Origin of the sequence: Natrialba aegyptia DSM 13077 (assembly GCF_000337535.1) — an archaeon.
GTDB lineage: Archaea > Halobacteriota > Halobacteria > Halobacteriales > Natrialbaceae > Natrialba > Natrialba aegyptia.
Genome location: NZ_AOIP01000008.1, coordinates 12,841 through 36,541 on the forward strand (window position 1 = coordinate 12,841; position 23,701 = coordinate 36,541).

At 64.1% G+C, this 23,701-nt stretch carries 28 protein-coding genes; 12 read left to right on the forward strand and 16 right to left on the reverse strand.

Features of this window, described 5'->3' with window-relative positions; all coding sequences use genetic code 11:
- Positions 1 to 65: 65 nt before the first annotated feature.
- A complete protein-coding gene (locus C480_RS01075; RefSeq protein ID WP_006663773.1) occupies positions 66 to 896 on the forward strand; it encodes a BtpA/SgcQ family protein in 831 nt (276 codons plus the stop codon).
- A gap of 106 nt (positions 897 to 1,002) precedes the next feature.
- Here C480_RS01075 and C480_RS01080 read toward each other — a convergent pair whose 3' ends face one another.
- The 5 genes from C480_RS01080 to C480_RS01100 all read right to left on the reverse strand — a co-directional run bounded on the left by C480_RS01080 (position 1,003) and on the right by C480_RS01100 (position 5,164).
- Entirely contained in the window at positions 1,003 to 2,244 is a 1,242-nt protein-coding gene (locus C480_RS01080) for a tripartite tricarboxylate transporter permease (RefSeq protein ID WP_006663774.1), read from the reverse strand.
- 90 nt (positions 2,245 to 2,334) lie between these two features.
- Positions 2,335 to 3,012, reverse strand: a complete 678-nt coding sequence (locus C480_RS01085; RefSeq protein ID WP_006663775.1) for an HAD family hydrolase — start codon at positions 3,010 to 3,012, stop codon at positions 2,335 to 2,337.
- 105 nt (positions 3,013 to 3,117) lie between these two features.
- Positions 3,118 to 3,459, reverse strand: coding sequence for a 50S ribosomal protein P1 (gene rpl12p, locus C480_RS01090; RefSeq protein WP_006663776.1), 342 nt, complete (start codon positions 3,457 to 3,459; stop codon positions 3,118 to 3,120).
- Positions 3,460 to 3,483: 24 nt separating this feature from the next.
- A complete protein-coding gene (locus tag C480_RS01095; RefSeq protein ID WP_006663777.1) occupies positions 3,484 to 4,530 on the reverse strand; it encodes a 50S ribosomal protein L10 in 1,047 nt (348 codons plus the stop codon).
- 1 nt (position 4,531) lies between these two features.
- Complete coding sequence (locus C480_RS01100) at positions 4,532 to 5,164, reverse strand: 50S ribosomal protein L1 (RefSeq protein ID WP_006109195.1); 633 nt, start codon at positions 5,162 to 5,164, stop codon at positions 4,532 to 4,534.
- 224 nt (positions 5,165 to 5,388) lie between these two features.
- Between C480_RS01100 and C480_RS01105 the strand changes: the two genes are divergently transcribed.
- Positions 5,389 to 5,979 carry a hypothetical protein gene (locus tag C480_RS01105; RefSeq protein ID WP_006663778.1) on the forward strand — a complete coding sequence of 197 codons (591 nt, stop codon included), beginning with the start codon at positions 5,389 to 5,391 and terminating at the stop codon, positions 5,977 to 5,979.
- Between the two features lie 209 nt (positions 5,980 to 6,188).
- Here the strand turns inward: C480_RS01105 and C480_RS01110 are convergent, their stop codons facing one another.
- The 4 genes from C480_RS01110 to C480_RS01125 form a co-directional block, all read right to left on the reverse strand.
- Positions 6,189 to 6,662, reverse strand: a complete 474-nt coding sequence (locus C480_RS01110) for a 50S ribosomal protein L11 (RefSeq protein WP_006109197.1) — start codon at positions 6,660 to 6,662, stop codon at positions 6,189 to 6,191.
- 106 nt (positions 6,663 to 6,768) lie between these two features.
- The gene (gene cutA / locus C480_RS01115) at positions 6,769 to 7,071 is read right to left on the reverse strand and encodes a divalent-cation tolerance protein CutA (RefSeq protein ID WP_006663779.1); all 303 of its coding nucleotides are present in this window, start codon (positions 7,069 to 7,071) and stop codon (positions 6,769 to 6,771) included.
- Between the two features lie 194 nt (positions 7,072 to 7,265).
- Positions 7,266 to 7,454 carry an HEWD family protein gene (locus C480_RS01120; protein WP_006663780.1) on the reverse strand — a complete coding sequence of 63 codons (189 nt, stop codon included), beginning with the start codon at positions 7,452 to 7,454 and terminating at the stop codon, positions 7,266 to 7,268.
- A gap of 184 nt (positions 7,455 to 7,638) precedes the next feature.
- Complete coding sequence (locus tag C480_RS01125; protein WP_049903010.1) at positions 7,639 to 9,150, reverse strand: phosphoenolpyruvate carboxykinase (ATP); 1,512 nt, start codon at positions 9,148 to 9,150, stop codon at positions 7,639 to 7,641.
- 342 nt (positions 9,151 to 9,492) lie between these two features.
- On the opposite strand from C480_RS01125, the gene C480_RS01130 reads away from it, so the two are divergent.
- Entirely contained in the window at positions 9,493 to 10,365 is an 873-nt protein-coding gene (locus tag C480_RS01130) for an MOSC domain-containing protein (protein ID WP_006663782.1), read from the forward strand.
- A gap of 81 nt (positions 10,366 to 10,446) precedes the next feature.
- Positions 10,447 to 13,101 (forward strand): disk-shape morphogenesis protein volactin, encoded by a 2,655-nt coding sequence (locus C480_RS01135; protein ID WP_006663783.1) that lies wholly within the window; start codon positions 10,447 to 10,449, stop codon positions 13,099 to 13,101.
- A gap of 36 nt (positions 13,102 to 13,137) precedes the next feature.
- On the opposite strand, the gene C480_RS01140 is transcribed toward C480_RS01135, so the two are convergent.
- From C480_RS01140 to C480_RS01145, 3 genes are read right to left on the reverse strand one after another with little or no spacing between them, the layout of a single operon-like run.
- The gene (locus C480_RS01140; RefSeq protein ID WP_006663784.1) at positions 13,138 to 13,527 is read right to left on the reverse strand and encodes a cupin domain-containing protein; all 390 of its coding nucleotides are present in this window, start codon (positions 13,525 to 13,527) and stop codon (positions 13,138 to 13,140) included.
- 54 nt (positions 13,528 to 13,581) lie between these two features.
- Positions 13,582 to 13,713 (reverse strand): rubrerythrin-like domain-containing protein, encoded by a 132-nt coding sequence (locus tag C480_RS22885; protein WP_006663785.1) that lies wholly within the window; start codon positions 13,711 to 13,713, stop codon positions 13,582 to 13,584.
- 24 nt (positions 13,714 to 13,737) lie between these two features.
- Positions 13,738 to 14,982: an MFS transporter gene (locus C480_RS01145; RefSeq protein WP_006663786.1), complete on the reverse strand. Its 1,245-nt coding sequence runs from the start codon at positions 14,980 to 14,982 to the stop codon at positions 13,738 to 13,740.
- A gap of 199 nt (positions 14,983 to 15,181) precedes the next feature.
- Here C480_RS01145 and C480_RS01150 point away from each other — a divergent pair, with 199 nt between their 5' ends.
- Entirely contained in the window at positions 15,182 to 15,361 is a 180-nt protein-coding gene (locus C480_RS01150; RefSeq protein ID WP_006663787.1) for a DUF7501 family protein, read from the forward strand.
- Between the two features lie 34 nt (positions 15,362 to 15,395).
- On the opposite strand, the gene C480_RS01155 is transcribed toward C480_RS01150, so the two are convergent.
- On the reverse strand, positions 15,396 to 15,863 hold the full coding sequence (locus C480_RS01155) for a hypothetical protein (protein ID WP_006663788.1): 468 nt from the start codon (positions 15,861 to 15,863) through the stop codon (positions 15,396 to 15,398).
- A gap of 134 nt (positions 15,864 to 15,997) precedes the next feature.
- Here C480_RS01155 and C480_RS01160 point away from each other — a divergent pair, with 134 nt between their 5' ends.
- The 3 genes from C480_RS01160 to C480_RS01170 all read left to right on the forward strand — a co-directional run bounded on the left by C480_RS01160 (position 15,998) and on the right by C480_RS01170 (position 18,084).
- The gene (locus C480_RS01160; protein ID WP_006663789.1) at positions 15,998 to 16,447 is read left to right on the forward strand and encodes an SHOCT domain-containing protein; all 450 of its coding nucleotides are present in this window, start codon (positions 15,998 to 16,000) and stop codon (positions 16,445 to 16,447) included.
- 84 nt (positions 16,448 to 16,531) lie between these two features.
- A complete protein-coding gene (locus C480_RS01165) occupies positions 16,532 to 16,969 on the forward strand; it encodes a hypothetical protein (RefSeq protein ID WP_006663790.1) in 438 nt (145 codons plus the stop codon).
- Between the two features lie 62 nt (positions 16,970 to 17,031).
- The gene (locus C480_RS01170) at positions 17,032 to 18,084 is read left to right on the forward strand and encodes a S66 family peptidase (protein WP_006663791.1); all 1,053 of its coding nucleotides are present in this window, start codon (positions 17,032 to 17,034) and stop codon (positions 18,082 to 18,084) included.
- 111 nt (positions 18,085 to 18,195) lie between these two features.
- Here the strand turns inward: C480_RS01170 and C480_RS01175 are convergent, their stop codons facing one another.
- The gene (locus tag C480_RS01175; RefSeq protein WP_006663792.1) at positions 18,196 to 18,654 is read right to left on the reverse strand and encodes an acyl-CoA thioesterase; all 459 of its coding nucleotides are present in this window, start codon (positions 18,652 to 18,654) and stop codon (positions 18,196 to 18,198) included.
- A gap of 114 nt (positions 18,655 to 18,768) precedes the next feature.
- Here C480_RS01175 and C480_RS01180 point away from each other — a divergent pair, with 114 nt between their 5' ends.
- The 3 genes from C480_RS01180 to purM all read left to right on the forward strand — a co-directional run bounded on the left by C480_RS01180 (position 18,769) and on the right by purM (position 22,276).
- Positions 18,769 to 20,559: a TraB/GumN family protein gene (locus C480_RS01180; RefSeq protein ID WP_006663793.1), complete on the forward strand. Its 1,791-nt coding sequence runs from the start codon at positions 18,769 to 18,771 to the stop codon at positions 20,557 to 20,559.
- Positions 20,556 to 21,185 (forward strand): zinc metalloprotease, encoded by a 630-nt coding sequence (locus C480_RS01185; protein WP_006663794.1) that lies wholly within the window; start codon positions 20,556 to 20,558, stop codon positions 21,183 to 21,185. Before C480_RS01180 ends, C480_RS01185 begins: the two co-directional genes overlap by 4 nt.
- Positions 21,186 to 21,271: 86 nt before the next feature.
- On the forward strand, positions 21,272 to 22,276 hold the full coding sequence (gene purM, locus C480_RS01190; RefSeq protein ID WP_006663795.1) for a phosphoribosylformylglycinamidine cyclo-ligase: 1,005 nt from the start codon (positions 21,272 to 21,274) through the stop codon (positions 22,274 to 22,276).
- Positions 22,277 to 22,296: 20 nt separating this feature from the next.
- On the opposite strand, the gene C480_RS01195 is transcribed toward purM, so the two are convergent.
- Both C480_RS01195 and C480_RS01200 read right to left on the reverse strand, forming a co-directional pair.
- A complete protein-coding gene (locus C480_RS01195; protein ID WP_006663796.1) occupies positions 22,297 to 22,836 on the reverse strand; it encodes a macro domain-containing protein in 540 nt (179 codons plus the stop codon).
- A gap of 87 nt (positions 22,837 to 22,923) precedes the next feature.
- Positions 22,924 to 23,250 carry a hypothetical protein gene (locus C480_RS01200; protein WP_394296349.1) on the reverse strand — a complete coding sequence of 109 codons (327 nt, stop codon included), beginning with the start codon at positions 23,248 to 23,250 and terminating at the stop codon, positions 22,924 to 22,926.
- A gap of 91 nt (positions 23,251 to 23,341) precedes the next feature.
- On the opposite strand from C480_RS01200, the gene C480_RS23685 reads away from it, so the two are divergent.
- Positions 23,342 to 23,509 (forward strand): hypothetical protein, encoded by a 168-nt coding sequence (locus tag C480_RS23685; RefSeq protein ID WP_006109216.1) that lies wholly within the window; start codon positions 23,342 to 23,344, stop codon positions 23,507 to 23,509.
- The last annotated feature ends 192 nt before the right edge of the window (positions 23,510 to 23,701 follow it).

Here is a 23,701-nt window from a genome sequence, read left to right on the forward strand (position 1 = left end):
ATCACGTCGGCATGGCGCACGCTTGAGAGTGCCTCCTTTATCGGTCCCGCGACGGAGTCTGCAACATGGCACCACGGATTTCGCTTTCGGACCGGTTCGACAGCGACCGGCCGGTGATCGGCATGCTTCACCTCCCAGCGCTCCCCGGCGCTCCCGACTCGAGCGGGGATCGGGATGCGATCCGCGAACGCGCACTCGAGGACGCGAGACGGCTCGAATCGGGCGGCGTGGATGCGATTCTCGTCGAGAATTTCGGCGACGCGCCGTTCTATCCCGACGACGTACCCGCTCACGTCGTCGCCGATATGACCGCGCTGGCGTCGGTCGTTCGGCGCGCGGTCGACGTGCCGCTCGGAATCAACGTCCTCAGGAATGACGCAGACGCGGCGCTCTCGATCGCGGCCGCAGTCGACGCCGCCTTCGTTCGCGTCAACGTCCACGTCGGCACAGCCGCGACCGACCAGGGGGTTCTCGAGGGACAGGCGCACGAGACCGTCCGACTCCGCGACCGAATCGCACCTGCCGTGACGATTCTCGCGGATGTACACGTCAAACACGCCACGCCCGTTGGCACGCCCTCCCTCGAGCGGGTCGCACGCGAAACCGTCGACCGCGGCAAGGCCGACGGCGTCATCGTCTCCGGGTCAGGGACCGGTTCCCAGACCGATCGCGGCGACATTGAACGCGCCGCCACTGAACTCGCGGCACGGGATAGCCACGCCCGGCCGCCGGTCTTCGTCGGCAGCGGCGTCACCGAAGACACCGTCGCCACGTACTTCGATGCCGGCGCGGACGGCGCTATCGTCGGCACGGCGCTCAAGGAAGACGGCGAGACGACCAACCCCGTGTCGACGGATCGTGTCGAAGCGGTCGTCACGGCCGCACGTAACCCCTAGCCGCTCAGACGGACTGCTAGCACCGGCAGTCAGTTCCGAACAGCCGCGACCGTCGCGCCCGTCTGCGAGTGCACCGGCAACTGACAAATCGGTACCGCAGACCGTCTCAGAAACCGACCACCAACGGGCCGATCAGAACGCCCATCAGGTGAACTCGGCGGGCGCGCAACCGGACCGGGACCAGCCCGACCACGGTCGCGCCGACGAATATGGCGATGCCGAGCGGCCCCGTGAACAGATACGAGAGCGCGAGCAGCAGTCCCAGGACGGCCGTCGAAATCTTCCAGTACGCAACGCGGCCGGCGAGTTCGAGATACGTCTCGCCGACGACGATCACGAGGACGAACCCGATCAGCCCGGCGAGGACGACAGCCACAAGGAGGATCGGTAGTTCGAGCGGCGCGTTCACGTTCTCGAAGGCGACCATGACGCCAGTGCGCGGCTGGCCGATGGCGACCAGTGCGAACAGCGCGAAGATCGTATTCGCGGTGTCGACGCCGCTCGTCGCGACGATGTAGCCGCGATCGCCGGCGTTTCCAGGAACGAAGACGAGCACTGCAACGGCGGCGATAGCGGCCGAGATTCCCGGTATGTAGCCGACGATCGCACCCGCCAGCGCACCGGCGAGGGCCGTCGCACCGACGAGTCGACGAGACATCGCAATCTCGCCGTCGTGCTGTCGTGGAATGCCCGACCCGACGAGTGCATCGATCAACACCGGCGCTCCGAAGAGGCCGGCGAACAGCGGTGCGAGGGTACCACCCGCCTCGAGCGGTGCGTCCGGCGAGAGATCGAGCGTCAATAGTCCCAGACCCGCCGCGAGCGAAAACGAAAGCAAGCCGGCGAGGCGAGCCCGCCAGGTGAACTCCGAGGCAATTAGCGCGACGACGACCATGGCCAGCACGAGCGACAGATTCGCTCGAATCGTCGGATATACCGCCGTCATCACCCGTGTGACCGGAATCGCGAGCGGCACCGCAACGAGGACGGCGAGCACGCTCCCGAGCGCCGACAGCCGGATCGCCTCGTATCCGCGTCCGTCACGCACCATTCGATGTCCCGGTAGCGCCGTCACCGCCATTTCTGCATCCGGCACGCCGAGTGCCATCGCCGGAACAACGTTGAGAAAGGTATGGACGACGCCGGCTGCAAGCATCGCACAGCCGATGAACAACGGCGGTCCAGGGACCGAGACCGCGACGCCGGCAAGCAGGAGCGCAAAGTTATTGGCGTGGATCCCGGGAATCAGTCCGCTCAGACTCCCCAGGCTCGCCCCCGCCACCGTCCACGCGAGCAGTTGCAGGGTCAGGGCTGGGTCCGCGACGAACTCGACCGGGGCAACAGCCATCGCTTCATCTGGCCGCGTCTTCGGATTTAAACTCGCGCCCGCGGCGCGCGCTCTCGCCGATTCGCTTCCGTTCGGCTCGTCCCGACCCACCTACGCCTGCGATGCGAACGGCCCCTCGAGCGCCGCGGGAAGCGAATCGTCGTCGAGCAACTCACCGACGCTCGAGACGATGCCGTCCGCAGCGGCGGCGTCCTCGGCGGCGATCGAGCCGCCGTCGACGTACACGGTCCGAAAGCCGGCCTCGCGAGCCCCGACGATGTCCTCGTCGTAGCTGTCGCCGACGTAGACGAACTCGTCCGCATCGAGGCGGGCTTTCGCGAGTTCAAAGAGTTCGCGGTCGGGTTTGCGCACGCCGTTGCTGTTCGAGACGAGGACTTCGTCGACCCGGTCGTCAAGCCCGTGGAACTCGAGTTTCGCTCGCTGTTGCTCGCCGTCGCCGTTGGTGATGATGCCGGTCGGATTCGTCGCGGCGACAGTATCGAGGACGCGTTTCGCATCCGCCGTCACGACCGTCGCGTCGACTTCGATGTCGCAGTAGTCGGCGGCGAGCGCGGCCGGCGTCGCGTCGAGGTCGATCTCCTCTGCGACGGTTTCGAACCCGCGACGGTAGGGGTCGGGTTCGCAACGATCGAGCGCGGTGAGCAGGCGCTCGACGTAGGCTTCGTACGCCGCGTCGGTCGGCGTTCCGTGGGGGGAGACGGCCCGTCGAAACAGCGACTCGAACGACTCGTCGTACGTACAGAGCGTCCCGTCGAGATCGAAGTACACTGCGGTTGTCACGAGTACGCCGTTACGCGAGACCGAGAAGTAACTGTCGGCGGTGGACGTCGAAAGAAATCGGGATTGACCGTGTCGTCGCGATAGCGGGCCGACTTAGCCGAAGAGTTCGCCGAGGCCTTCGCCGTCTGCCTCGTCGTCTTCGTCGTCTTCGTCCGTGGTGTCCGGGACGTCGCTGGTTTCTTCTGCTTCGTCTTCGCCCTCGTCAGCAGCCTCGTCGGCTGCGGCGGCACCGCCTGCAGCGCCACCGGCGGCGGGGACGGCGGCGGCCTCGGAGACGGCGTCGTCGATGTCGACGTCTTCGAGTGCGGCGACGAGTGCCTTGACGCGGGATTCTTCGACGTCGACGCCGGCGGCGTCGAGTACGTCGGTGAGGTTGTCTTCGTTGATCTCTTCGTCCGATTCGTTCAGGATGAGTGCAGCGTAAACGTATTCCATTGGTGTATCCTCCAGTTGTGTTGATTAGCCGAACATTGCGCCGAGTCCTTCCGCACCGTCACCGTCGTCTTCGTCGTCATCATCGTCATCGTCGGTGTCGGCCTCGGCGTCCTGGTCGTCTACCGATTCGTCTGCATCTTCGCCCTCATCGTCCGCGCCGGCCGCGCCTGCGGCGGGTGCGGAGACGTCCTGCAGTTCGTCAGGCAGGGCCTCCTCGTCGTCGATCTGGGCGGCGAGCGCACGAAGCTGTGCGTCGGCCTTGCTGACGAGGTCGGGCATGAGGTCTTCGTCCTCGATGGCGGCCTGCAGGCCGAGGCTCTTGGCCTCGCCCGTGGCCTTGGCGATGAGTGTCGGAGCCGTCGTCGCGGTCGGGAACGGCGCGTTGAGCGAGAGGTTCCGGGCGCGAGCGGCGGCCGTCTGCACGTCGCTCTCGTAGGCCTCGATGTCGATGTCGAGGTCTTCGGGGTCGAAGAGCACGCCCTCGGCGACGACTGCGCGAAGGTCGAGCCCGACTTCCTTGGGCTCGATGCCGAGTTCGTTGAGGACGTTCGCCAGATCCGCAGAGACTTCCCCGCCGGCCTCTAAGACCGTCGAGTCCTCCATGACCTGGATCGAACCGTCCTCGATGCGTGCGTTCGCGCCGATGCTCTGGAGTTCACCGACGAACGGTCCCGGGTCGACACCGGTGTCACCCTCGGGGATGACGATGTCGTTCGGGGCGACCTCGCCCTCGTTGATCGGGGCGGGCGTCTTCGAGGCCTCGAGTTCCTTGTAGAGGGCGAACGGATTGTCGTTCGTTCCGATCAGGCCGACCTGGCCCTCGACGTCGTCGACGAGATCGTCGAGACCAGCGGTTTCGAGCGCACGGACCTGCAGCGTGTTGCGGCTGACGCGCAACTCTGCGGTGCCGTGGAGATCACGGCGCATGTCCTGGAGCTGCTTCGAGGGAATGCCGGCGATGCCGACGATGCCGACGCTCTCGTAGTTCTCGATGAGTGCTTCGAGGTCGGCGACTTCCTCTTGCTTCCACTGGGGAAGGTTCTCCGTTTTGCGATCTGCCTGGGCGCTCATATTAGGCCACCTCCACGGATGGGCCCATGGTCGTCTTTATGTAGACGGCATCGATGTTCTGGGGCCCCTTCTCGAGGTCGGCGTGCAGGCGACGCAGGATAACGTCGATGTTGTCGGCGATGTCTTCGGCGTCCATATCTTCGGCGCCGACGAGCGTGTGGAACGTCCGCCGGTCGCCGGAGCGAAGCTGCACGGTGTTCTTGAGTCGGTTGACGGTCTCGACGACGTCGTCGTCGGGCGAGAGCGGGTCCGGCATCTTCCCTCGCGGACCGAGGATAGTACCGAGATGCCGGGCGATGTCTTGCATCATCGCCTCTTCGGCGATGAAGAAGTCGGTCTCGTCCGCCATATCTTTGGCGTCGTCGTCGTCCAGATCCGCGACGTCGTCGACCGAAAGGACCTCGTCCGCAGCCTCTTCGGCGCGGACACCGGTCTCTCCTTCGGCGATAACGACGATACGCGTCTCCTGTCCGGTGCCGGACGGGAGGACGACGGACTCGTCAACACGATTCGACGGTTCGTTCAGGTCAAGGTCGCGCAGATTTATCGCGAGGTCGACCGTCTCGGTGAAGTTCCGATCGGGCGCGTCCTCGAGTGCGCGATCCACTGCGGTTTCGATATCCGAATCTGCCATCGTTCACCTCCGTAGTACGCAGGAGTGCTCCTACGGGTCAGTGAAACAGGCAATGCCTGTCTCTGTTGAGAGAAGTGCCATGTCGAACTTAAACCCGTCGAACTGGAGTCCCGACCGGTTCAGTGTTCGACTCTCGGTCTCCGCAGAGCGTGCACCGACCAGAAGTTCTATGAAGAGTGACAGTGATGAATTCGAATATGTGGCCAGCAGATTTATACGTGGGGATGGGTGCATCCGAGTCCGGGTCCAAGTCCGCGGTCATTGAGGTGCTCACGTCGGGGGCAGCGGTTGAGGCGTATCGATCACTCGGGTCGCTCGGGCGGGTCGGGTTTCAGTTCGCCGCAACGGTCGTTCTCGCGTTGGTCGTCCTGGGATTGGTTCAGGGATACGGCACGCGGACCGTCGAAACGGCGCGACGAAGTCCCGTGATTTCGATCTGTATCGGCCTTCCGAGCGGGCTCGTCCTCGCCGGGCTCGCAAGCACCGGCTATGTTCTCGTCGGACAGAGCGTCGGGATCTTCTTTGGCATTCCACTGGTTCTCCTCGGGGGAACGACCCTCCCGATACTCCTGGTGCTCGGATTCGTTGCTGTCGGACGGGCAACGATGGCCCGACTCGGCCGAGACCGGCTCGGCTCCGGAATTCTCGCTGGGGGAGCGCTCTGTGGCGTCGCAGGGTTCTCGATAGGGATCACCATCCTCCTCGCTGTCCTGGTTGCCTCGCTCGGTATCGGCGCGTTCGTTCGCGTGCTGATGAGTGCCGGCGGCACGACTGCTCCGGATGAGCGCACCGTTCCGCCCGCGAACAAGATTTAAAAACTAATTGCCGCCTCTTTCCAGACACCTGTGTTCTGCAGCCCCATCACTTACCGCCCGCTACGGCGGTATTTCAGCTATTTACATCCGCGACGTGGGTGGCCGTGACAGACGGGTCTCGATCCTCGATATCGACGGGTGAAAAATGAAATAACTCGTGACCACGGCCCGCCATCACGCGCCGTTATTAGCGGTCAGCGATATCCCGATTAGGCGAGCGCGTCGTCGTACTCGCCGTCGTCGACTTTCGCTTTGAACTCGCGGGCGTCGACGCCTTCGATAGTCACGCCCATGGAGGCGCAGGTGCCGACGACTTCCTTTGCAGCGTTTTTCGTATCGTACGCGAGCAGGTCGGGATGTTTCTGCTCGGCGATCGTCTTGACCTGGTCGATCGAGAGGTCCGCGACGAAGTCCTCTTGGGGTTCGCCACTCCCTGTCTCGAAGCCAGCCTCGTCCTTGACGAGTGCCGCCGTCGGTGGGACACCAACGTCAATTTCGAAGGAGCCGTCGTCCTCGTAGTCGACGGTGACGGGCACTTCAGTGCCGTCGAACGCTTCCGTCTGGTCGTTGATATCCTGTACGACCGCCTGCACGTCGACGGGGGTCGGTCCGAGCTCGGGACCGAGCGGTGGGCCAGGGTTGGCCTGGCCACCCGGAACGAGCACTTCGATGGTTCCAGCCATACCCGTCACAACCCGTGCGCGAGTTTTAAGGGTTGCTTTTTCGGGCAGTCCTCGTCTGTGACGGTCTGACGCACGCCTCGCAGTAAACCGCGGACACGCGACGGTGCTACTCGACGCTCTCCGCACGCCACGCCGCGAACGACTCGAGTTCAGCCGTCTCGTCGAAGCGTTCGATACACGGAACATCGTAGGGGTGGGCGTCCTCGACGCGGGCGACGAGTTCATCGTAGGCGTCGTCGGTGGTCTTCGCGAGGAGGATGGTCTCCTCGTCGCGGTGCACGTCGCCGTCCCAGCGGTACGTCGAGGTCGTCGAGAGTCGGTTGACGCAGGCGGCCAGGCGCTCATCGACGAGCATCTCGGCGAGTTCAGTGGCCGATTCGGGCGGTGCGGTGATGTAGACTGTTGGCATCGAGCGTCCTGTACGGCGTCGGGATACAAAGATGGAGCCACGGAGACGGCCGGGTCGGCGCGAGAGCGACCGACGGGCATCGACGGGCGCGCTGTTCGAGTGTCCCCGAACTGAATAGCGCCCCTGGAGAACTCGCTTGCTGCTGGCTGTCGAGTGGCAGCGATCGGCTGTCGCCTTCTGCAGCCGTTTTCCCGTTACTCGTCTGTCGCGACCGGGTTGAAGTTCCCGTTGATGTCCCACTCGTGGAGACAGTGCGGGCTGCCGACCTGTTTTGTGCCGCTCTCGCGGGCGATCTGCCAGGCTTCGAGGTCGTCGTCCCAGTGCTCAGCGCGCCCGCACGACTCACAGATTCGTGCGGTTGGTTTTCGCAACTGTACGCTCATGGCCGGTGATGGGAACTGGACGCACATAACAGTATGGCTGTCCGGCAAGGTCTGCCTTCGACGTTCGTGAACTCGACGCCGGGTTTCGAAATCGATCGTCACGTTTCTGATGCCGTTCCGGATACTGGAATTCCCGGATTCCATTCGGGCTCCGACACCGACCGACCGTTCGACTGTTCAACGCTCAGTAGACGGCGTCGACGATGTCGTCGCGAAGGTCCTCGAACTGGGCGAGATACTCCCGTCGTTCGGCGCGGAGTTCAGCGATTGCTTCGTCGTAGTCGTCGACGTGATCGGGGACGTAGTAGTCCTCGATATCGAGTTCGGGAACGGATTCGGGGATGGTCAGGTCGGTTCGGTCGTCGTCGGTCCACTCGATCGTGCCGCGGGCGGCTTCGGTGAGGATCGTGACCGATTCGGTGACGCCGATGTCCTTGGATTGTTCACCGAGGTAGCCGGTGTTGATGACGTAACAGTCGACGTCGAGGATGTCGATCAGGTCGTGGAAGATGTTGCCCTCCTCGCCCTCGGAGCCGATGATGAACGGGTTCGTCCCGACGACGCGGATCGACTCGCCGGCCCGCGAGGGATCGCCGGCGCTGGTTTCGATCGATTCGCCGAGCATGAACGCGACGGCGGCCTGGTCGTTGCTGAGCTTCGCGACGGGGGGCATCAACGGGTTTCGGGTGATGAAAAAGACCTGGTCGATGTCGTCCAGATCGATCTCGTCGTCCGCGCTCTCGAGTTCGTCGCGGCGGACGACCGCGCGCGAGTTCGTGGTGTATCGGTCCTCGTCGAAGTGGACGGTGCCGTCGTCGTCGACGGCGACGTTCTCGAGAATGGCGGAGTCGTCGGTGGCGGCGCGGTAGAGGCCGGGCTGTTCGTCCTCGTCGAGGCCGATGGTTTTGATGAAGAGACCGGTGGCCTCGCTACCGGCGACCGAGCCGTCGGGGAGGAGCGCACAGACGTCGTCCTGGCGCATCGAGGCGTCTTCGGGGTCGTCGAGCCAGCAGCCGTGGGAGGTAAGCGTCGACTTGCCGGTCGCGGAGAGGCCCATGAACGCCTGGCCGACGCTCTGGAGGTCGCCGTCTTCGTCGCGAACGCGAACGTGCTTGCTGCCGGCGTGAAGGCCGAGCCCGCCCTGTTGTTTGATCCGGTACATGAACAGGCGGAGGAACGACTTCTTGGCCTCGCCGATGTAATCGGTTCCGAGAACGGCGGTAAAGCCGATTTCGGGGAGGACGCGGATCGCTCGCTCCTCGTAGTCCGGCAGGTGGACGGTGTACAGATCGGGCTCGCGCCCATCGGACGGCTCGAATAAGTTTGCCCAGCCCAGTGCGAGACGGGCGTGTTCGACGGGGACGAACAGTCGGCAACAGAAGGTCGCTTCCGGATGTCGCCCCATCAGCCGGTCGACACAGACCAGTTCGCGCTCACCCGCGAGTTCGACTGCATCCTCGACGAGCGCGTCGTCGGCCGCGGTGAACTCGTGGTCGACGGCGTTTTTCGTCCGGTCTGCGCTCCGCGAGCGGACGTCGCTGACGTAGGATGGCGATCCGAACTCGGTGGTCGTCTCTTGGTGGGAGGCGAGGTCGCGAAGTTCGGTGAGCGATGGATTGTGCCGAACGTTCGACGCTGTTACTGGGTCGGGAAGCTGTTGATCCAGCGGACGGGGTTCCGTCCCGGTTTCGGACATATACATAACCCACCATCATCCTGATGTATAAACGTGGAGGATTTTGCGCTGAGTGTGTCATGACTTCCCGAACCGGGATTCAGTGTTTGGTGTCTCATACGTCTCTACGACCGATATATAGTCGCTCCCTTCCTAGCGTTATAATCATCTGATATCAGAGGTGTTCCGATGAGAACTCACATCAGAAATAATTCTAACTCCGAGGGAAAGACGTGCCGTTGTTTCGCGGTCTGCTGTGTTTTCCTCGGCAGTAACCCGTGCGTTCTAGCCTGTGGTGAGTTGTCAACCACCAACTGAAACTAATGGGCATACATAAACGATAGTATCTCGTTACTACGCGCGATGGCCTCCCTGGATCGAATCCGTATTCACCCGATCAAGTCCCTCGATGCAGTGACGCTTCAGACAGCCACAATTCAGACTGGGGGTGGTCTGGCGTGGGATCGGCGCTACGCGATCGTCAAGCGAAACGGTGAGAACGAACCCCTCGACGATACGCCACCGATTTCGAGTTCGGATCACGCTCTGCAGGCAAGCGATACCTACGTCAACGGCAAGCGCGAACCGGCGGTTCACGGACTGCACATTGAGTACGATCTCGAGCGCGAGACGGTGTCGCTCTCGGATACAGGCGACCCGCCTGCAGACGGCGATACGTTTCACCTCGAACTCGACCGGGACTGTCTCGCCTCGTGGCTCTCCGAGTATCTCGGCTATCCCGTTGAACTCGTTCGCAACGAGGCGGGCGGATTTCCGGACGATACGGACGCGTCCGGCCCGACCGTAATCGCCAGGGCGACGCTCGAGACGGTTGCATCGTGGTACGACGATATCGATTCGGCGGAGCTGTGTCGTCGGCTTCGGCCGAACCTCGTGGTCGAGGGCGTTCCGGCGTTCTGGGAGGACCGCCTCTACGGCCCTCCCGGACAGGGAGTTTCGTTCACTATCGGCGCAGCCACGTTCCAGGGGATCAACCCATGCCAGCGGTGCGTGGTTCCGACGCGAAACCCCGACACCGGCGAGCAGACCGACGGGTTTCGAGAGACCTTCATCGAGCGCCGCCGGGAGACGCTGCCGGACTGGGCGAGCGAGGAGTGGTTCGATCACTACTTCCGGTTGATGGTCAACACGACCGTCTCCGAGTCGTCGTGGGGAACAGCGATCGAGACCGGGGACGCGGTTTCGGTCGGTGAGCGACAGCGCGTTCCGCAGTAACTCCGTCAGCAGCCCCGCGCCCGTTTTCACATCTGGTACTCACGGGCAAAGTACCAAGAGTAACCCCTGGGTTGTCGTCGCATGGACTACGGTCTCGATATCGGTGCGGACGCGATCCGACTGGCGAGCGGCCAGCCTGCCTCACCGTCCGTCGCGTCGACACCCGCACTCGTGCTTGCGACCTCAGCACTCGAAGCGACGCCGCCAGCGGGCGATGCTGAACTCGTCGAAACCGCTGACGCGGCGTATCGCGTCGGCTCGGACGCACTCGCGGCGGCGGAGGCGGAAGACGACGAACCCGAGTCGCTGTTCCGGAACGGCGTGCTCCCGCCTGCTCCTCACGGCGACGCCGCGTTTGCCGCACTCGTTGAGAGCGTCTTCGCCGAGCAGGAGACCCAGGGGCAGGCACAGGCACAGTCGGCCGAAACCGGCGGTCGACTCTATTACACGATACCGGGTACGCTCGTCGACGCCGGCGCACCGACCGACGCCCACCGAGAGACCGTCGCCTCGACGCTCGAAACTGTCGTGAATCGTCACGGTGACGAGAACAAGAATGAGAGCGAGAGCGGAGGCGGGGACAGGAACGAGGACGAGTTCGGTGTCGGTGTGACGCCGATCAGCCGGGGCTTTGCGGTCGTCTACGACCAGTTCGCTGCGGACAACTACACCGGACTCGGCATCTGTCTGGGACCGCAGACGACGAGCGTCGCGCTGGCGTACTACGGCGTCCCGGTCCTCGCGTTCGCCGTTCCGCGGGGCACCGACTGGATCGTCGACCGGGCGGCCGATGAAACCGGTCACACACCCGAACGGGTCCACAGCGTGCTCGAAACGTTCGAACTCGACCCCGACGCGGACACCGGCCCGATCGAGCGTGCACTCGCCGCGGCGTTCGACGACCTCGTCGGTGAACTCGGCGACGCACTCGGTGTGCAGGCGACCGAGGCCGACCTTCAGCGGGGCGTCGCCGTGCCGATCGCAGTCGCAGGCTCAGGTGCCGTCGAAGGGCTCGAGTTCCTGCTGGGCGGTCGATTCGATGCGGCGGGACTGCCGCTCTCGATCCGCGGCGTGCGACTCGCCGACGATCCCGAGTCGAGCCCGGCGCGCGGCGCGCTCGCAGCCGCTGCGGACGAAGTCGAGCCCTACGAGGACGTAATCTGGGACGATGGGCCGAAGGACGGACCGTCGGCCGAGGTCCCAGAAAGCGAGCGCACAGCGCCGGCGGCACAGGCCGATGACGCGACGCTGTCGTTCGACGATACGGGCACCGATAGCGCCGCCGTCGGAGATGCCGCGGACGCCGCTATCGACACCCTGTTCGACCGACTCGCGAACCGGGACGACGAGATTCAAGGCCTCACGGCCGACCTCGAAGGGCTCGAAACCACCGTCGAAATCGAACTTGAGCGCGTCCGGGAGCGCATCGACGACCTCGAAGCCGCGAGTGACGACCGCGCCGAGGCGGACACCGTCGCCGCCCTCGAATCGACAGTAGAATCGCTCTCCGAGCGTGCCTCGGACCGCGAAGACGAGATCGACACCGCGCTCGAAACCGCCGAAACGCGCGTGGACGGCGTCGCCGGTCGGCTCGAAGAACAGGCGACCCGACTCGACGCCGTTTCCGGACGGATCGAAGAACTCTCGGCCCGTACCGACTCGCGCATCGACGACGCCGACGCTGCGCGCGATGAACTCGCCGCGGACCTCGACGCGATCGAAGAGCAACTCGCGGAGACGACGGCGGCGCTCGAAACGGATCGTGACTCCCTCGAGACGCTCGAAGCAACGGTCGACCGACTCGAAGCGGACACGTCGACGACGGCTCTCGACGACCTCGAAGCCCGCGTCGACGAGTGCAGAACCGATCTCGACGACCATCGGGAGCGCGTCGACGACCTGGACGAGACTCTCGAGACAACGACGACGGCCCTCGGTGCAGTCGAAACCAGGACCGACGACATCGCGGCCGATACCGACCGCCTCGCAGACGAGTTCACCGCACTTGCCGATCGCTGTCCGGAGGGTGAACTCGCAACCCGCAGCGCAGTTACGGCGCTCGAAGACGAACTCGAATCCGTTCGGACGACTTTCGAAGAGCTCGAGGAACTCGAGGATCGCGTCGCAGCGGCCGAAGCGGCCAGCGAAACCGTAGACGCGGCGTTCGAGGACCGACTCGCGGCCCTGGCCGACCGACTCGACGCGATCGACGAGCGAGTGACCGACTCCAGCGACCGCCTCGAATCCGTCGCCGCCGACGCGGATTCCGTCGAAGCGGACGTGACGGGCGTTACCGATGACGTAGACGACATTGAGAGTGACCTCGAGACGCTCTCGGCTGCCGTCGAATCCACCCCTGACGCCGCAACGGTCGACGACCTCGCCGCTGAGACGGACCGGGTAGCCGCCGATATCGACGCGGTCCGCGAAACCGTCTCGGCAGTCGACTCCGAGCAGACCGCACTCGAGGAGCGACTCGACGAACTGAACACCGCCCTCGAGGACACCGTGAGCCGAGACGAGTTCGCCGCGCTCCGTTCGGAACTCGAAGACCGCGAGGAACGGGCGCCGTCGCCGAGTTCACTCGGCGGCCCGCTGCTCGCCGGTGGCGGCGGCGCTGGCGTCGTCGCTGGCGCGCTCGTCGCACTCGCGGTACCCGGAACGGGCGGGGTCGGCGTCGCCGCAGCCGCGATCGGTGTCGCGTTGCTCGCGGCCGCCGTCGCGGTGACTCGGTAGACGGCTCCCGTTCCGGCTGCGGGTGGTCGCTTCCTCTCAGCTTCGAGCCGTCGTTTCGTCTTCGACGATCGAATCGTCCGCGACGTTCGGCGCACCGATCGCGAGCACGCGACTCTCCTCGACGGCCTCGAGTTGCCGCCAGGACTCGGGCGGGACGACCATGAACTCGTGTTTCGTGAGCGTGACGACGTCGCGTTCGGTCTCCCGTTCGACCGTCACATCGACGGTTCCCTCGAGAACGACGTACAGTTCCTCCTGCTCGTCTTGCCGGTGGTAGGTGCTTTCCTCGCCGCGGTCGTAGTGCCAGACGCTCGGCCGCATCTGCTCGGGTTGCAGGTCGAGTCCGACGGGAAACAGCGTCGGTTCGAGTTCGTCCAGTTCGCGCGACTCGACGGTATCGAGGGACGCAACCGAGTACAGCGACATGGACGATAGGTCGACGACCGGGGGCAAAAAACCGCGGCAGGGACAGGAGTCTACTCAGTCGTGGATCGGTTCGACGTTTCGCATCTCGCCCCCGCACTGTCGACAGGTACTGACGAGTGCGTCGGCAACCGCTTCCCGGCGGCCGCACTGGACGCACTCGAACTCGACCGGTTCGACGAGTGTCATACCACCCGTAGGGATTGAGGTGTGTTAACTCTTTTCGTGATGTGCGGGTCGGTCAGTATGCCAGAGAACGATGGCGAGACCCGTCGCGACGATAATGGAGGCGGTCAGCAGCCAGAACGCCGGCTGGAAGCCGGCGGCGTCCGAAATCACGCCGACGATCGCCGGCGAGATCGCACCGGCCGCCATGAGCAGCGTTCGGACGACGCCGAGTCCTCCGCCGGCCACGTCGTCCGGAATCGCCGACATCAGATACGCGCCCCTGACAGGCCGAAACCCGTGCGAGCCGATGCCTGCAGCGATGAGCGCGCCGCCGAGTACGATCGGACCGGCGGCGTTCGTCAGCGAGACGAACGCGATCAGCGCAAGCGACGCGAGACCAAGGGTTGCGGTAATAAGCGGCAGTCGGCCGACCCGGTCGCTCAGATCGCCGGTCACCAACTGCACCAGACTCGCCAGAAAGAGCCCGCTGAAGAGGACGTTCGCCATCCCGTCGGTCAATCCGGCTTCCGTCGTTAGATACTGCGGTGCGAACGAGACCAGGCCGTTGTACGTAAACGAAAACAGCACGGTCAACAGTGCGAAGGCCGCAAACCGCGGGTCGCGAAAGAGCGACGCGTACTCCCTGAACTCGTCGAGACTGACGCCACTGGTCGTGCCGCCGTCCGTCGTTTCGTCCGGGACCCGCTGTGGCACGCGGGTCCAGAAGAGCGCGGCCAGGACGAGTCCACAGAGCCCGGCACTCAGGAAGACCAGCCGCCAGCTTGCCCCGAGCACGAACGGCACGCCTGCAACGAGCACGACGGCCCAGGGCGCGACGACGCCGGCGAACGCACCGAACGTATCCAAAACCCCGAGCGCGCGGCCGGTTCGCGCCGGATACGCTCGCGAGAGCAGTCTGACGGCGACGGTCTTGTGCGCGCCAGTCCCCGCGCCCATAACGAGCATCACGCCGACGAGGACGAGAAACGACGAGTCGACGACGAGGGCGAGTGCGGACCCCGCGGCGACGAACACCCCGGTCGTGATGACCGTCACCGAGCCGAGGCGGTCGGCGAGCACGCCCGACGGAAATTGCATCGCCGCGTACACCAGCATGAATCCGGAAAACGCCGTCCCCAGGGCGGCGTTCGAGACGTGATACGTTTCCTGAAACGAACCGAAAAGCGGCGGGAAAACGTATCGCAGAAACTTCGCCAGAAACCAGATTCCGGCCGTCAGTAACAGCGCATCGAAGTGGCCGACTCGTCGTACCGCCGTCCTAACCGACATTCGGTTCTCGTTTCCCGTAGGACGGGCAGCCGACGAGAAGCCTCCGGTCCCGGCAGATCTCTTGGCTACCGCCACGGAGACATGGACGCATCGCGATCGGCACTCGATCTGAAATGAGAATGTGGTTAAATCACATATTATTGTATTCTCCCCTAGCAGGCAGCATTTATATACGGATTCGCCGTACTCCGCTCTACGCATGGCAGTAACTACAACCGACTGGTCCGATCCCGTTTCGTGCCCGTTCTGCGGCGACGAGCTCGCCTCGCCGGGCGCTGGCTTCGTCGATCACATCCACGAGAACGAAGCCTGTGAGGACGAGTTCACGTTCTGGCGCGAGAACGTAAGCGGGGACCTAGCGGGAGAGTGGGCGGGCTAAGCCGAGACTGGACCGACGACAAACCACCGAGCTGTCAGTCGAAATCCGGCAGGTCCTCCGGCGGTTCGTACGCCGCCTCCCAGTCGATGTACTCTGCTTTTAAGATCACCGAGACGACCTGTCCGAACTCGGTCAGCGCGGCGTTGATCGCCGAGACGGTGCCCCAGGTATCGAGTTCGGGATGGTACTCCCGCGCCTGCCAGTCCTCCGGAATACCGGGTGCGTGGTAGCCGACTCGGTCGGCAAAGTCGTCCCAGAAGAAGTCGAATTCCGCGAAGAGATCGAGGTCGCGAGCGATACCGAACTCGCGCTGATCGAGGTCGGTGTCGGCTCGCCACTCCTCGAAGGCGTCCTCCCAGGCACCGTTCTCGAGGAACTCTTGGAGTTCTTCGCGGCGGTAGTCGATCTCTTCGGAGCCGCCGCTGATCGTCGCGTCCTCGTACTCGTTGGGATCGACGAAATCGAGCGTCGGCGGTTCTGGGGGGTCGACCGCGAGTGTCATACGTCACGCTCGGACTGCCGAGGGGTAAATACCATCGGTCGTTCGACGAGTTCGACGTTCGTTCGATGGGTTCGTTCGGCAGCCCGGGCGTTGGTTTCCCCCACAGTTATTCGGCTCGCCCGTGACACTCCCGTATGGGCAATCGTAGCGGGCGCGGCGCTGAGCGGGCCCCCGAAACCGGGAGCCGAGGTTACGGCTACAGCCTCCCGGAAATCTTTGCAATTACGTTCGTCCTTGCGGACGTGATCGTCATCGCGGTGGCGCTGTTTGCCGGTCCCCTGTATGCGGTCGTTCTCACGGTGTTGCTCGTCGCCAGCGCATTTCTCGTCTGGTTTCTCGCGCGACAGGCGTCCAAACAGGACCGCGAGGCCGAGATCGGTCGGTCCACCGACCGCGAGACGAGCGAGGACGCCGACTCGCCCACCGGAACCGATCCGGTGACGACGCTCCAGCGCCGGTACGCCGAGGGCGAACTGACGGAAGCCGAGTTCGAGCGCCGACTCGATCGCGTTCTCGACGCGAACGAGCGCGCGGCCGACGCGGACATCGATACTGCCGATCTCGAACTCGAGCGCTCGTCGTAACAGGGGTACGACGGGGTATCCGTTTCGACCGACGACACGTAGAATCCTGCTAATATTTATGAGTAGGTGACACGAATCGCAAGTATGGAACGGCTCGCCCGCACGATCCGAACGAGTTCGTACGCGCTTGCACTCTTCCTGGTGGGTGTGATTCCAGGGAGCATCGTCCTCGGGTCGATAGTAGGACTCTTCGGCTGGTCGCTCGCTGGCCTCCCGATCGATGGTGAGACGGTGACGCCCATCGTGTTTGTCGTGGTGCCAGCGTTGCTTCCGCTGTCGTTGGTCGCCTGGGCGGCAGTCGGTGGGAGCGCCGTCGAGAAGGTGTTTGCGGCGCTTTCGGTGCCGTGTCTTTGCGTCTCGCTGTGGGCTGGCTATAGCAGTGTCGCTGTGTCCGGAATCGGCGGCATCAGCGGGGTAGTCTCGTTCGGGGCGGGCGTCTTCCTCGCCCTCATCGTGCTCGCCGACGCCGTCATCGAGTGGCGGCTAGCGGACCCTCGCGCGTCGGCGCAGCGCTCCGGATAAACAGTGTGAACACGGAACAATGGTGCGGTAGCATTATACAATTCTACTGAGCAGTAGTCGCCATGCCGTCGTTTGTAATCCCACCGCCGCTCGAACGCGGTGACGAGATCGCGGTGATCGCCCCGTCGTCGAACCCGACGACCGAGTTCAGCGAGGTCTACGAACTCGGTCTCGAACGCCTTCGCGAGGTGTTCGACCTCGAGCCGGTCGAGTTCCCGACGGTATCGCACGATGACGAGTTCCTGCTGGAGCACCCGGAAGCCCGTGCACGGGACATCATGGACGCGTTCGAAGACCCGGATATCAGCGGCGTTATCGCCGTGATCGGTGGGAACGACCAGATTCGAGTTCTCGAACACCTCGATCCCGACGTTCTCCGGGAGAATCCGACGCGGTTCTACGGCTACAGCGATAACACGAACCTCGCGCTCTACCTCTGGAACCTCGGCATCGTCTCCTACTACGGCCCGACCGTGATGGCCGAACTCGCGATGGACGGGCACCTGTTCGAGCACACCGTCGAGTTCACCGAGCGCGCGTTCTTCGAGGAGTCGGTCGGCGAGATCCGCCCCGCCGGGGCGCTCACGGACGAACCCGGCGACTGGGCGACGCCCGAACTGCTCGACGAGCCCCGCGAGACCGAGCCGAATCCCGGCTGGCGGTGGGCCGGCGGCGACGAGCGCGCCGCGGGGCGACTCTGGGGCGGCTGTCTCGAAATCCTCGATCAGCAGTTTCTCGCGGGACGATACCTGCCGGACGAGACCGAACTCGACGGAACGATCCTCGCGCTCGAAACCTCCGAGGAGTTGCCCGAATCATCCTGGGTCGCGGGCGTCCTTCGGGCGCTGGGCGAGCGCGGACTGCTCGAGCGGTTCGACGGCGTTCTCGTCGGGCGACCGCCGGCGCGGTCGCATCTCGATGATCGGCCGGCCGAGCGCCGCACGCAGTACCGCACCCAGCAGCGGACGGTGATCACGGAGGCCTTCGATCGGTACAATCCCACCGCCCCGATCGTCTTCAACGTCGACTTCGGGCACACCTGGCCGACGACGCCGATTCCGATCGGTGCGCGCGTTGAACTCGAGCCGGGGACCGAGACGGTTCGGTTCTCGTAAGACTCTCAACGAGCATCTCAGGCAATACCGGGATTTCGAGTTTCGGTGGCCGAAGAACCGCAACCGAGTTCAGTATCAGTATGAAAGAGAGTTGGCTTCGGTTTGGTGCTGTCAGTCCCGGTTCCGATACTCGCGCTGTTCGTTCGCAAGCGCCCGTTCGCGCCGCCGCGCTCCCTCGTCGGTACTGACCGTGAGTTCGGGAACCGTTGTCGGCTCGTTGTCCTCGTCGATCGCGACGTAGACGAAGTACGACTCGGTCGTCTTCTCGCGCTCGCCGGTTCGGGGGTCCTCGCGCTCGGTGATCAGGCGAACGCGGACGCTCGATTCGCCCGCATCGTAGACGTAAGCCGTGATGTGTGCCGTGTCGCCGACGGCGATCGGTCGTTCGAAGTTCATCTGGTTGACGCGGGCGGTGACGCAGGTTTCGCCCGAGAACCGCATGGCCGACATCGCGCCGACTTCGTCCATCCACTTCATGACGTTCCCGCCGTGGGCCGAGTCGAGCATGTTGGCGTGGTTCGGCTGTACCATCTCTCGGTTCTCGACGAGCGTCTCCATCAGATCGGTCATTGCCCGCAGTTTCCCCACGACGACAATCAGTCTTGCCGTCGCCGTACACGGCTGGGACGCGCTACCATCGCGCAGTTCGATACTGGTAAAAGTCGTGGCCGAGTTGATCCGGTAATGAGTAATGCAGGCGACGCCGACGCGCCGGACCTCCCCGATCCCGTCGCGGCCGGCGAGACGGATACGTCGCAGGACGGTTCCGTCACCGTTCTCGGAACTGCTCACGTCTCGCAGGCGAGCGTCGACGACGTTCGCGACGCCGTCGCGGAAGAGCAACCCGACGTGGTCGCCGTCGAACTCGACGAAGGCCGGTACAATCAGATGCAAGGCGGCGCTCCCGACGACATCGAATCCCAGGACCTCCTCTCGGGAAACACGGTCTTTCAGTTCCTGGCCTACTGGATGCTCTCGTACGTCCAGTCACGGCTCGGCGATCAGTTCGACATCGAACCCGGTGCCGACATGCGCGCCGCGATCGATGCGGCCGAACGCAACGGGAGCGGCGTCTCGCTCGTCGACCGAGACATTCAGGTGACGATCCAGCGATTCTGGAACGGCCTCTCGTTTACGGAGAAACTGAAGATGGTTGGCGGTCTCGCCCTCGGTATCACCGATCCCCGAACGATCGGTCTCACCTTCGGGGCCGTCGTCGGCCTCCTTACTGGCCTCCTCTTTGCCATCTTTATCGCCCCGATGGTCGGTCTCGGTGACTTCTTCTTGCTCGGGTTCACCGAATCGGCGGCGCTTCAGACCGTCGGTGCGCTCGGTCTCGGAACGATCGCCGGTGCGTTCGTTGGTCTCCTCTTCCTTCCCTCGATCAAGGCGGCCGACCGCTACGGCGGCGAGTTCGTAAACGGCGTTTCGGCTCGCACGCTCGTCGGCATCGTAATCGGGGTCGGCGGGTCGCTGGCGCTCGTCGAGACGGGGACGTTCGTCGGCCCGATCTCGGCGACGCTGTTCGAGAACGCCGGCAGCTACTCGCTCCGTAGCGTGGTCGGCGCGCTCACCGGGCTCGGCGTCGGCGTCTCGGTCGGGGCTCTCCTCGGAGTTCTCTTCGGCCTGCTTAGCGGCGATGTCGAGGAGGTAGAGGAGATCGATATCGAGGAGATGACCGACGGCGACGTCGTCTCCGCGATGATGGAGGAGTTCCGCCAGTTCAGCCCGCGCGGGGCGAACGCACTGATCGACGAACGGGACGCCTACATCGCACACAACCTGCATACGCTGCGCGAACACGGGTACGACGTGCTGGCGGTGGTCGGTGCCGGCCACAGAGCCGGTATCGAGCGATACCTCGAGCACCCGGACGAACTCCCGCCCATGGAGTCGATAACCGGGACTGCCTCAAGTCGACGCTTCTCGCCGTTGAAGATACTCGGCTACCTGGCTATGGTCGGTTTCGTCGGCTTTTTCTTCCTGCTGATGATGGCTGGCGTGCAAGATACGTTCTTGCTCCAGCTGTTTGCGGCGTGGTTCCTGTTCAACGGCATCTTCGCGTTCACGCTCGCCCGACTCGCCGGCGCACGCTGGACCAGCGCCGGCGTCGGCGGCGCGGTCGCGTGGCTGACCAGCATCAATCCGCTGCTTGCGCCGGGCTGGTTCGCCGGCTACGTCGAACTCAAACACCGCCCGGTCAACGTTCGCGACATCCAGACGCTGAACGAAATCGTCGGCGACGCCGACCGCCCGATCTCCGAGGCGATTGATGACATGTTCAACGTGCCGCTATTTCGACTGATCATGATCGTCGCGCTGACGAACATCGGCAGCCTGATCGCGACCATCCTGTTCCCGTTCGTCGTCCTCGAATGGCTGGCCCCGGGTATCGGCGGCGTCGACGCCCTCCTTGCCGAACTGCTTCACGGAGCCGAAAACAGCCTCGAACTCCTTCGAGGGTTGCTCCCATGAGCGTTCAAACCGGTCGTCGGTCCGAACCCGAACTCTCCTTTAGCGACAAGGAACTGCTCGACCTGGCGCTTTCCTGGATCACGCTCAGCGTCGCGTTCGCGCTCATGCTCGCCCCGATCCACCGCGGGGCCACCATGGGAAGTTTCATCCTAATGGTCGGACTGAGCTTCGTCACCGTCGGCGTCGCCTTCCTGCTTCACGAACTCGCACACAAGGTCGTCGCCATCGAACACGGCCAGATTGCGGAGTTTCGCGCCGACTACCAGATGCTTTTCATGGCGATCATGAGCGCCCTGATCGGCTTTCTCTTCGCTGCACCCGGGGCCGTCTACCATCGCGGCCGGATCACGAAGCGCGAGAACGCGATGATCTCGCTCGCGGGCCCGGTCACGAACCTCCTGCTCGCATTGTTGTTCCTCCCGCTGATGATCTTCCCCAATCTTCTCGGGACGATCGGCCAGATGGGCGTCTGGATCAACCTCTTCCTGGCCGCGTTCAACATGATTCCGTTCGGCCCGCTCGACGGCAAGTCAATTTACAACTGGAACAAGGGCGTCTTCGCACTCGTCTTCATCCCGAGCATTCTGCTCGCGGGGTACGTCGTGTTGTTCGTCGGGCTGTTCTGATCTGCGCCGGCCTTGATTCTTCCACTTTCCTGCTGTGGCTTCGACGGACCGGTGATCTTTTGCTCGCCCCGCGCGGTCGTTCCCACATGACGGAGTCCGCGGACGACGGGAACCAGCACGACGACGAAGAACGGCTCACCTACGCCGACACCGGCGTCGACATCGACGCCAGCGAGGACGCGACCGCGGCCCTGCTCGAGGCCTTCGGCAGCGACCTCACGACCGAGTACGCCGGCCTGCTCGACATCGGCGACCGATACCTCGCCCTCGCCACCGACGGCGTCGGCACGAAACTCCTCGTCGCCGAAGCCGTCGGTGACGCTTCGACCATCGGCATCGACTGCATCGCGATGAACGTAAACGACCTCGTCGCTGCAGGTGTCGACCCCGTCGGCTTCGTCGACTACCTCGCGATCGACGACCCCGACGAAACGCTGACCAACGAGATCGGCGAGGGACTGGCCGTCGGCCTCGAACGGGCCGACCTCACCATGCTCGGCGGCGAAACCGCCGTCATGCCCGACGTCGTCGAGGGCTTCGACCTCGCCGGAACCTGCGTCGGACTCGCCGACAAGGACGCCGTCTTCGACGGCGAGGCACAGGTCGGGGACGCGCTCGTCGGCTTCCCCTCGAACGGTATCCACTCGAACGGCCTCACGCTCGCCCGCGAAGCCGTCACGCGCGAGCACGACTACGACGACGAGTTCCCGCTCGCTCCCGAGCGAACCATCGGCGAGGAACTCCTGCGACCGACCCGGATCTACACGGACCTCCTCGAACCGATGTGCGACCACGGCGTCCACGCGGCCGCCCACGTCACCGGCGGCGGCTGGACGAACCTGCTGCGCATGGGCGACCGACGGTACGTGATCGACGAGCCACTGCCGGCACAGCCCATCTTCGAGTTCATCCAGCGGGAGGGCGCGGTGACCGACGCGGAGATGCACCGCACCTTCAACATGGGTACCGGGTTCGTCGTCGCACTTCCCGAGGAGGCGGCGAGTGAACTCGCGGCCGAGACGGACGGTCGGATTATCGGCCGCGTTGCGGAAGGGAAGACGGTCGACATTCGCGGGCTATCGCTGTCCTGAGCGGTCTGGGCGGGTACTCGCTATCGATCGGCAGCCCCGGTATCGTTCATTTCGGACTGTTCTGCCGTCCCGGTCGCAGCGCGGATCGTCTCGTACTCCGCGTCGCCGTACGCGATGAATCGAACGTCCGTCAGCGAGTTCGGGTCGGAGACGGCGATTTCGTCGCCGATGATCGCTGCGCCGTCGGCGAGATCGAACCCGGCGACGCCGCAGCCGAGCGCCGGGATCACGAGCGACTCGCAGCCGAGTTCGTCCGCTCGCTCGAGCGCGTTTCGGGTCGCATCGCGAATGCTTTCGTCGGTCGCTTCCCCGTCGCCATAGTGAGGCATCGCGGCGGCGTGGATGACGTACTCGGCGTCTAAATCGTAAGCGTCCGTGACTGCGACTGCCCCGAGCTCGACCGGCCCGCGTTCCATCGCCTCGTCGTTAATCTTCTCGCCCGCACGTTGGCGGAGCGCCCCGGCGACGCCGGAGCCCATCCGGAGGCTGGTGCCGGCCGCGTTGACCAGTGCGTCTGCGGACTGTGCGGCGATGTCGCCCTGGATCACGTCGAACTCCATACAGTACGTATCCGGACCGAGGCCAATGAATCCGGGTGTCGCTTCCGCTTCGAGAACAGTACTCTCGCCGGCGAGTAGCCGGTCCGCTTACGCCGTGTGAATCCAGTTCCCGGCCGCCTGCCGGTCGTCGATGTCGTCGTTGGCGACGCCGTAGAACTTCTCGCGGCCGACCGGCGTCCGGAGTCGCAGTACCATGGTGTACTCGGTGACGGCGAACGCGGTAATCTCCCGATTCGAACCACGACACTCGAGTGTGAACTCTCGGGAGGCGTCGTCGTCAGTGGTCACACGAGTGCCGAGGGACCAACTCAGCGATTCGATGTTTTCGGGATCGATTCCGAACACCTGGGCGATCGCTGCCCGTCCGCGGTGTCGACTGCCCGACCCCTGTGAGCAGCCATCATGGGAACTCATAGCCAAACGAACGAAACCAACCATGAAAAAAGATCCCATTTCGAAAGGCGACCAAAACCCTTTTAGATTTAGGCCCACCTAATCCCTCGTAATGGACGTGCCTGCCCGTAACGTGGACCCGACGACCGACGATGAACTCGATCTCCCCGCTGTGGCCGTCTCCTGTCACGAAACCCGGCCCGGCAAGATCGTCTTCACTGAGCAAGACAACAACGACGGGTGGATCGCGACGGACCTAACCGTCGATCTCGAGCCGTAAGTCTGTCCCAGTCAGATACGCTCGACGATCTGGTACCGCTGGTTGGACTCAGTTATCGCCTTCGTTTCTGCAACGTTCTCTACCGGGTGGCCCCAGACACCGCGACAAGATCTCTCCTTCAGTAGATACTGGATGTCGCCGTGTCGACGGTCCGTCGTCTATTGTAGGCACATAAACGGACAAAAATAATCC

Coding starts and splice junctions, on each gene's coding strand:
- C480_RS01135 (WP_006663783.1), top strand. CDS start 10,447: ATGGACTACGGTCTCGATATCGGTGCGGACGCGATCCGACTGGCGAGC.
- C480_RS01100 (WP_006109195.1), bottom strand. CDS start 5,164: ATGGCAGATTCGGATATCGAAACCGCAGTGGATCGCGCACTCGAGGAC.
- C480_RS01095 (WP_006663777.1), bottom strand. CDS start 4,530: ATGAGCGCCCAGGCAGATCGCAAAACGGAGAACCTTCCCCAGTGGAAG.
- C480_RS23685 (WP_006109216.1), top strand. CDS start 23,342: ATGGACGTGCCTGCCCGTAACGTGGACCCGACGACCGACGATGAACTC.
- C480_RS01120 (WP_006663780.1), bottom strand. CDS start 7,454: ATGAGCGTACAGTTGCGAAAACCAACCGCACGAATCTGTGAGTCGTGC.
- C480_RS01130 (WP_006663782.1), top strand. CDS start 9,493: ATGGCCTCCCTGGATCGAATCCGTATTCACCCGATCAAGTCCCTCGAT.
- C480_RS01110 (WP_006109197.1), bottom strand. CDS start 6,662: ATGGCTGGAACCATCGAAGTGCTCGTTCCGGGTGGCCAGGCCAACCCT.
- C480_RS01185 (WP_006663794.1), top strand. CDS start 20,556: ATGAGCGTTCAAACCGGTCGTCGGTCCGAACCCGAACTCTCCTTTAGC.
- C480_RS01200 (WP_394296349.1), bottom strand. CDS start 23,250: ATGAGTTCCCATGATGGCTGCTCACAGGGGTCGGGCAGTCGACACCGC.
- C480_RS01105 (WP_006663778.1), top strand. CDS start 5,389: ATGGGTGCATCCGAGTCCGGGTCCAAGTCCGCGGTCATTGAGGTGCTC.
- C480_RS01165 (WP_006663790.1), top strand. CDS start 16,532: ATGGAACGGCTCGCCCGCACGATCCGAACGAGTTCGTACGCGCTTGCA.
- C480_RS01075 (WP_006663773.1), top strand. CDS start 66: ATGGCACCACGGATTTCGCTTTCGGACCGGTTCGACAGCGACCGGCCG.
- C480_RS01080 (WP_006663774.1), bottom strand. CDS start 2,244: ATGGCTGTTGCCCCGGTCGAGTTCGTCGCGGACCCAGCCCTGACCCTG.
- cutA (WP_006663779.1), bottom strand. CDS start 7,071: ATGCCAACAGTCTACATCACCGCACCGCCCGAATCGGCCACTGAACTC.
- C480_RS01170 (WP_006663791.1), top strand. CDS start 17,032: ATGCCGTCGTTTGTAATCCCACCGCCGCTCGAACGCGGTGACGAGATC.
- C480_RS01195 (WP_006663796.1), bottom strand. CDS start 22,836: ATGGAGTTCGACGTGATCCAGGGCGACATCGCCGCACAGTCCGCAGAC.
- C480_RS22885 (WP_006663785.1), bottom strand. CDS start 13,713: ATGACACTCGTCGAACCGGTCGAGTTCGAGTGCGTCCAGTGCGGCCGC.
- C480_RS01160 (WP_006663789.1), top strand. CDS start 15,998: ATGGGCAATCGTAGCGGGCGCGGCGCTGAGCGGGCCCCCGAAACCGGG.
- C480_RS01140 (WP_006663784.1), bottom strand. CDS start 13,527: ATGTCGCTGTACTCGGTTGCGTCCCTCGATACCGTCGAGTCGCGCGAA.
- C480_RS01175 (WP_006663792.1), bottom strand. CDS start 18,654: ATGACCGATCTGATGGAGACGCTCGTCGAGAACCGAGAGATGGTACAG.
- rpl12p (WP_006663776.1), bottom strand. CDS start 3,459: ATGGAATACGTTTACGCTGCACTCATCCTGAACGAATCGGACGAAGAG.
- C480_RS01145 (WP_006663786.1), bottom strand. CDS start 14,982: ATGTCGGTTAGGACGGCGGTACGACGAGTCGGCCACTTCGATGCGCTG.
- purM (WP_006663795.1), top strand. CDS start 21,272: ATGACGGAGTCCGCGGACGACGGGAACCAGCACGACGACGAAGAACGG.
- C480_RS01155 (WP_006663788.1), bottom strand. CDS start 15,863: ATGACACTCGCGGTCGACCCCCCAGAACCGCCGACGCTCGATTTCGTC.
- C480_RS01125 (WP_049903010.1), bottom strand. CDS start 9,150: ATGTCCGAAACCGGGACGGAACCCCGTCCGCTGGATCAACAGCTTCCC.
- C480_RS01150 (WP_006663787.1), top strand. CDS start 15,182: ATGGCAGTAACTACAACCGACTGGTCCGATCCCGTTTCGTGCCCGTTC.
- C480_RS01180 (WP_006663793.1), top strand. CDS start 18,769: ATGAGTAATGCAGGCGACGCCGACGCGCCGGACCTCCCCGATCCCGTC.